The 1,631-nt window shown below is 72.5% G+C and carries 1 protein-coding gene and 1 pseudogene; both read left to right on the top strand.

The genetic code is table 11. The annotated features are described in order from the left end of the window. Positions 1–631, top strand: a pseudogene (locus QH283_RS04660) (serine/threonine protein kinase); the annotation flags it as partial. 33 nt (positions 632–664) lie between these two features. Continuing rightward, a complete protein-coding gene (locus tag QH283_RS04655) occupies positions 665–1,336 on the top strand; it encodes an HAD family hydrolase (protein ID WP_280501776.1) in 672 nt (223 codons plus the stop codon). The last annotated feature ends 295 nt before the right edge of the window (positions 1,337–1,631 follow it).

Genomic DNA, 1,631 nt, shown 5'->3' with positions numbered 1-1,631 from the left:
CGCCCCGCCCGCGCCCGTCGCCGGGCCCGCCGCCCCGCCGATCGCGCCGGTGGGCGGTCATGGGCAGCAGTCCGCCCCCGCGCAGCGGGAGGGTTCGCGCCGGACCACGCTGCTGCTGGCCGCCGTCGCCGCGGTGGCGGTGCTCGCGCTGGCGGTGGTCCTGCTGCTGACCAGGCAATCCGGCGAGGGGGAGAACCTGGCCGGTCCCTCGGTGCCCGCCGGCGCCACCTCCGCGGCCGGTACCTCCAGCGACACCGGCGGATCCGCCACCTCCGACGAGGAACAGACCACGACGACGGCCGCGCCGACCACCACGACCGCCGCGCCTGCGCCCGCCGACGCGGCGGAGTTCGCGCGCGACTACTACGCCATGCTGCCCGGCGACATCGCGGGCGCGTGGGCGCAGCTCTCGCCCGGTTATCAGGCACAGACCGGCGGCTTCGGCTCCTACTCGTCGTTCTGGTCGTCCATCCGCTCGGTCAGCGTGGACGCGGTCACCCCGAACGGGCCCGACCGCGCGACCGTCTCGCTCGCCTACGTCAAGACCGACGGCACGGTCGCGGCGGAGAACCGCTGGATCACCGTCACCCGCGAGGGCGATCGCACGCTGATCTCCGGCTCCGGCCTCTGAGGGCGTGGGCGGACAGATGGTGGGAGGACGCAGATGACGGGGCGACTCGCGGCGGTCCTGTGGGACATGGACGGCACGCTGCTGGACTCGGAGAAGCTGTGGGATGTGGCGGTGCGCGAGCTGGCGGTGCGGCTCGGCGGTGAGATGACCGACGAGCTGCGGCACGCGCTGATCGGCGCGTCCGGGCCGAACGCGCTGCGGATCATGTTCGACGGCCTCGGCGCCGACCCGACCCCGCGAGCGCTGACCGAGGCCGGTGACTTCCTGGAGCGGCGGGTGGCCGAGCTGATGACCGGCGACATCCCGTGGCGTCCCGGCGCCGCCGACGCGCTCGCTGTGGTGCGCGACAGCGGCTTGCCCATGGCGCTGGTGACCAACACCATCCGCTCGCTCACCGAGTTCGGCCTCGACACCATCGGCAGGCACCACTTCGACGTCTCGGTGTGCGGGGACGAGGTCGCCGAGGGCAAGCCGGCGCCCGATCCCTACCTGCGTGCCGCCGAGTTGCTCGGCGTCGATCCGCGCCACTGCGTCGCCGTGGAGGACTCGCCGACCGGGGCGAGGGCCGCGGCCGCGGCAGGCTGCGCGGTGATCGTGGTGCCCTGCGAGATCCCGGTTCCGCGCGCGCCGGGACGGGTGCTGCGCGATTCGCTCATGGGCCTGACCGTCGACCATCTGCACGAGGCGTTGCTGCTCGCTCGCTGAACCGCCCGGTCGGTCTTTCGGTAACCGACTGTGCGCCAGCCGAATCCGCGCGCGGATAGCCGAAAAATCGCGCTGTGACGGTCACGAAAGTGGTGACCTGTTGGAAGACGGCTGGCATGCCGGTCTAGGTCACACGGTGTTGAGCGGGTGTGTGGTGATCCTGTACATGGCGAACCCGTGCAGTGAAGGTGCGGTGGCAGCGATGGAGGCGGGTGTGATCGGGGGGATCGAGCCACGCGCCCATGGGAATCGGCGCCCTGCGGGGGTGATGTGGGGTGCGGCTAACGGCTGGGAG

The sequence above is a fragment of the Nocardia farcinica genome (assembly GCF_029867845.1).
Classification (GTDB): Bacteria; Actinomycetota; Actinomycetes; order Mycobacteriales; family Mycobacteriaceae; genus Nocardia; species Nocardia farcinica_A.
The sequence above is the reverse complement of the archived record's forward strand: the minus strand, read 5'-3'. Positions and strand labels throughout refer to the sequence as shown.

What these genes read in the sequence shown, in the direction of transcription:
- QH283_RS04655 (WP_280501776.1), top strand. Translation starts at nt 665, where the DNA reads ATGACGGGGCGACTCGCGGCGGTCCTGTGGGACATGGACGGCACGCTG.